The sequence below is a fragment of the Tenacibaculum sp. MAR_2009_124 genome, from assembly GCF_900105455.1.
Classification (GTDB): Bacteria; Bacteroidota; Bacteroidia; order Flavobacteriales; family Flavobacteriaceae; genus Polaribacter.
This window is the reverse complement of the sequence record NZ_FNSF01000002.1, coordinates 1-5,000: the sequence shown is the minus strand read 5'-3', so window position 1 is coordinate 5,000 and position 5,000 is coordinate 1. Positions and strand designations below refer to the sequence as shown.

Genomic DNA, 5,000 nt, shown 5'->3' with positions numbered 1-5,000 from the left:
CATAGTCATCTTGTACCGATAAATCTTTAATTAAATCCCGATGCCGGAATTCAACATTATGGAGTATTAATCTTCATTTCTAAAGGCTATCCTCCTGTACAAGGCAAATTCTATACGCGTTACGCACCCGTGCGCCGGTCGTCAGCAAGTAGCAAGCTACTCCTGTTACCCCTCGACTTGCATGTGTTAAGCCTGCCGCTAGCGTTCATCCTGAGCCAGGATCAAACTCTTCATTGTATAATCTTTAATATTATGTAATGTCAAGTCTTCAAAAGAATTTCAAGTGAAACATCTTAATAAGATGCCTCTGTGGTAATTCTACTCTTTGTTTATTTAATCTCTTAAATTACGCTGTCAATTTCAATATTTTCAATGAACTTTGTTTACCGTTCTTTTTAGTCTTCTAAACCAAAATCCCAATAAACTTCTTGTTGAAATGTTAGAATCGAACTAACTGATTTTTTTACCTCAAATCATTCCAAAATTTCTGTGATCGTGTTGCTTTCTTAAAGCGGATGCAAAGATATAAACTCTTTTAAAACTGACAAACTTTTTTTTGAAAAAAGTTTCCTCAAAACTCTAAAGAAATCTCCGCAATAAATCAATGAACTTGCTAACTCTGTGTCTGTGTTTCCGTGTTAGCGGCTGCAAACATACAACCATTTTTTAACCCTACAACACTTTTTTTAAAGTTATTTTAAAACTCCCTTAACACCGACTCAAAACAACATGGTTTTCAATCAATTACAAATTCATCTTTTTTTGAGTAATTTAATCTTCATGTCCTTTATTAAACAATAATAGCTTCCGAACATGTAAATTATTCTTCTCTACTATTTTCATTTTTGTCTATAATATTCAAACTTCTCCAAAATAGCATCTGATTACTCTTCTATTTTTATGAAAAATTCAGCATAAAAAGAAAAAATAATCTATCATATACATAAAGTTTTAGACTTCTAACGGTATGTTAAACTCAATAAAGACCATTCTAATCAATAATAACACTTACTTTCTATCAAATAGCTGTTAGTTATTTCGCAGTATACTCTATACAAATACAACCTAACCTTATTTTTCTTTAGAATAAACACGTTTTCAATAACAAACATTTGAATTAACACCCCATCTACTATCTATGAATACTATTTCTTTATAACTAAAAGCACTAGGTCAAATCATAGCATTTTGGGGCTAAATTAGCTCTACACCTTTCAGAGTAAATTTTATCAAGCAGAAATCTATTTTCATGGCTTTTACTTTTAACTTTATAGTTAGATATTAAATAAAAGAAGCAGTGCTTTTAAACGTAGTATTTGTAGTGCTGAGTAAGTTTAGTTTTTATAAAACATCCTTATTAGATTCCTTTATTCTTTACTCACTATTGTTTGAAGTTTCAGTAGCTAAATTTAGTGCAAAAAAAACTCATCATTACTAATGTAATGATGAGTTTTAAAAAGAAAGGCAACGACCTACTCTCCCACCTGTGGCAGTACCATCGGCGCAAATGGGCTTAACTTCTCTGTTCGGAATGGTAAGAGGTGAGCCCCATTGCTGTAATCACCTTAAATCGTTCAGTATTTTTCAACTGTATAAGTTAACATACTGGTAAAATTATATCGTAAATATTCTCAATATTTTGCTTCTAAAGAGTTTCCGTCCCGAACTATTGCTAGCTCGGGAGGATCGTACATAAGCCTATGGGTTATTAGTACTACTCGGCTACATACATTACTGCACTTACACCTATAGCCTATCGACGTGGTAATCTCCCACGACCCTTTAAAGAAATCTCATCTTGTGGTGGGTTTCGCGCTTATATGCTTTCAGCGCTTATCCCTTCCCGACGTAGCTACTCTGCAGTGCCCCTGGCGAGACAACAGATACACTAGAGGTCAGTCCAACTCGGTCCTCTCGTACTAAAGTCAGATCCACTCAAATTTCTAACGCCCACAGCAGATAGAGACCGAACTGTCTCACGACGTTCTGAACCCAGCTCGCGTGCCACTTTAATGGGCGAACAGCCCAACCCTTGGGACCTTCTCCAGCCCCAGGATGTGACGAGCCGACATCGAGGTGCCAAACCCCCCGTCGATGTGAGCTCTTGGGGGAGATCAGCCTGTTATCCCCGGAGTACCTTTTATCCTTTGAGCGATGGCCCTTCCACACGGAACCACCGGATCACTATGCTCTACTTTCGTACCTGATCGACCTGTATGTCTCTCAGTCAAGCTCCCTTATGCCATTGCACTCTACGCACGGTTACCAAACGTGCTGAGGGAACCTTTAGAAGCCTCCGTTACTCTTTTGGAGGCGACCACCCCAGTCAAACTACCCACCACGCACTGTTCTCATCGCTGAGTTAGGCTCTAGATAAGCAAAGGGTGGTATTTCAAGGACGACTCCACAACGCCTAGCGACGCCACTTCATTGTCTCCCACCTATCCTACACATTACTTATCCAAAGTCAATACGAAGCTATAGTAAAGGTTCACGGGGTCTTTTCGTCCCGCTGCGGGTAATCGGCATCTTCACCGATACTACAATTTCACCGAGCTCATGGCTGAGACAGTATCCAGATCGTTGCACCATTCGTGCAGGTCGGAACTTACCCGACAAGGAATTTCGCTACCTTAGGACCGTTATAGTTACGGCCGCCGTTTACTGGGGCTTCATTTGAGATCTTCGCCGAAGCTAAACCCTCCACTTAACCTTCCAGCACCGGGCAGGTGTCAGGCCATATACATCATCTTTCAATTTAGCATAGCCCTGTGTTTTTGATAAACAGTCGCCTGGATCTTTTCACTGCGGCCTACCGAAGTAGGCGACCTTTCTCCCGAAGTTACAGGTCGATTTTGCCTAGTTCCTTAGCCATGAATCTCTCGAGCACCTTAGAATTCTCATCCCAACTACCTGTGTCGGTTTACGGTACGGGTTCTTATAAACTAGAGCTTAGAGGTTTTTCTTGGAAGTTCTTAACCGCACTATCCACGCTTCCGAAGAGTTGTGGTACTATCACACTTTAGCTAGTTCTGCGGATTTGCCTACAGAACTAATACCTACATGTTTCAACGAGCTATTCCGTCAGCTCGCGGCGGGTTCATTACTCCGTCACCCCATCGCATTTATAAGAAGTACAGGAATATTAACCTGTTGTCCATCGACTACTCCCTTCGGATTCGCCTTAGGTCCCGACTAACCCTCAGCTGATTAGCATCGCTGAGGAAACCTTAGTCTTTCGGTGTGCAGGTTTCTCACCTGCATTATCGTTACTTATGCCTACATTTTCTTTTCTATCCGTTCCAGCAGACCTCACAGTCCACCTTCTACACAAATAGAATGCTCCCCTACCACTTTTAAAGTCCATAGCTTCGGTAATATGTTTATGCCCGATTATTATCCATGCAAAACCGCTCGACTAGTGAGCTGTTACGCACTCTTTAAATGAATGGCTGCTTCCAAGCCAACATCCTAGCTGTCTAAGCAGTTTCACCTCGTTTTTTCAACTTAACATATATTTGGGGACCTTAGCTGATGGTCTGGGTTCTTTCCCTCTCGGACATGGACCTTAGCACCCATGCCCTCACTGCTGATAAACATTTTATAGCATTCGGAGTTTGTCAGGAATTGGTAGGCGGTGAAGCCCCCGCATCCAATCAGTAGCTCTACCTCTATAAAACTTTTAATCAACGCTGCACCTAAATGCATTTCGGGGAGTACGAGCTATTTCCGAGTTTGATTGGCCTTTCACCCCTACCCACAGGTCATCCAAAGACTTTTCAACGTCAACTGGTTCGGTCCTCCACTGTGTGTTACCACAGCTTCAACCTGCCCATGGGTAGATCACTCGGTTTCGCGTCTACTACTACTAACTTAAGCGCCCTATTCAGACTCGCTTTCGCTTCGGCTCCGAACCTTAAATTCTTAACCTTGCTAGTAACAGTAACTCGTAGGCTCATTATGCAAAAGGCACGCCGTCACATCCGTAGATGCTCCGACCGCTTGTAGGCGTACGGTTTCAGGTTCTATTTCACTCCCTTACTTAGGGTTCTTTTCACCTTTCCCTCACGGTACTAGTTCACTATCGGTCTTTCAGGAGTATTTAGCCTTGGCGGATGGTCCCGCCAGATTCATACAGGATTACACGTGTCCCGCACTACTCAGGATACTACTATCTTAACTTCGATTACCTATACGAGACTATCACTCTCTCTGGTCAGTCTTTCCAAACTATTCTAGTTCTCTATGCTTCGAATATTGTAGTCCTACAACCCCAATATTGCGCGTAACAATATTGGTTTGGGCTATTCCGCGTTCGCTCGCCGCTACTAGCGGAATCACTTTTGTTTTCTTCTCCTCCGGGTACTTAGATGTTTCAGTTCTCCGGTTTGCTCACCTTGCGGTGTGATATATCTTCAATATACCGGGTTGCCCCATTCGGAAATTTACGGATCATAATGTATGTGCCACTCCCCGTAACTTATCGCAGCTTATCGCGTCCTTCGTCGCCTCTGAAAGCCTAGGCATCCTCCATACGCCCTTATTTAGCTTATTGTACTTTTTGCTTCGATGTTAATCGGAAACGAGCTCTTTATAATTCTTAATTATTTTTTTATAAAAATATGTCGTTAGATATTAATCTAACTCTCTATCTTGATTCTTTACGATATCATTTTACCAATATGTCAATGAACGTTGCGAACCGCAACTGATAAGTATCAGTGCTATTCGTGTAATGCTCTAGATAATACCAATTATCTATAGGCAATACATAGTGGAGAATATCGGAGTCGAACCGATGACCTCTTGCGTGCAAGCAAGCGCTCTAGCCAGCTGAGCTAATCCCCATATACTAGTAGTAGTACATAGTAGTTAGTAGTTATTCAACTACTACTCAACTTCTAGTTTTTCCTGAAAACTATGAAACATCTCTTTAAAAAAAAGTAGTCCTGGGCAGACTCGAACTGCCGACCTCTACATTATCAGTGTAGCGCTCTAAC

Annotated in this window: 1 tRNA gene and 3 rRNA genes (1 of these 4 running past the window's edge); all 4 read right to left on the bottom strand. The window is 41.4% G+C overall.

Annotated elements, in window-relative coordinates:
- Window positions 1-237: ribosomal RNA gene (locus BLW23_RS06550) — 16S ribosomal RNA — on the bottom strand; it reaches 1,285 nt to the left of the window's first position.
- 1,222 nt (window positions 238-1,459) lie between these two features.
- Window positions 1,460-1,568 (bottom strand): 5S ribosomal RNA (rrf, locus tag BLW23_RS06545).
- 120 nt (window positions 1,569-1,688) lie between these two features.
- Window positions 1,689-4,555, bottom strand: a 23S ribosomal RNA gene (locus BLW23_RS06540).
- 220 nt (window positions 4,556-4,775) lie between these two features.
- A tRNA-OTHER gene (locus tag BLW23_RS06535) sits at window positions 4,776-4,847 on the bottom strand.
- Window positions 4,848-5,000: the final 153 nt, after the last annotated feature.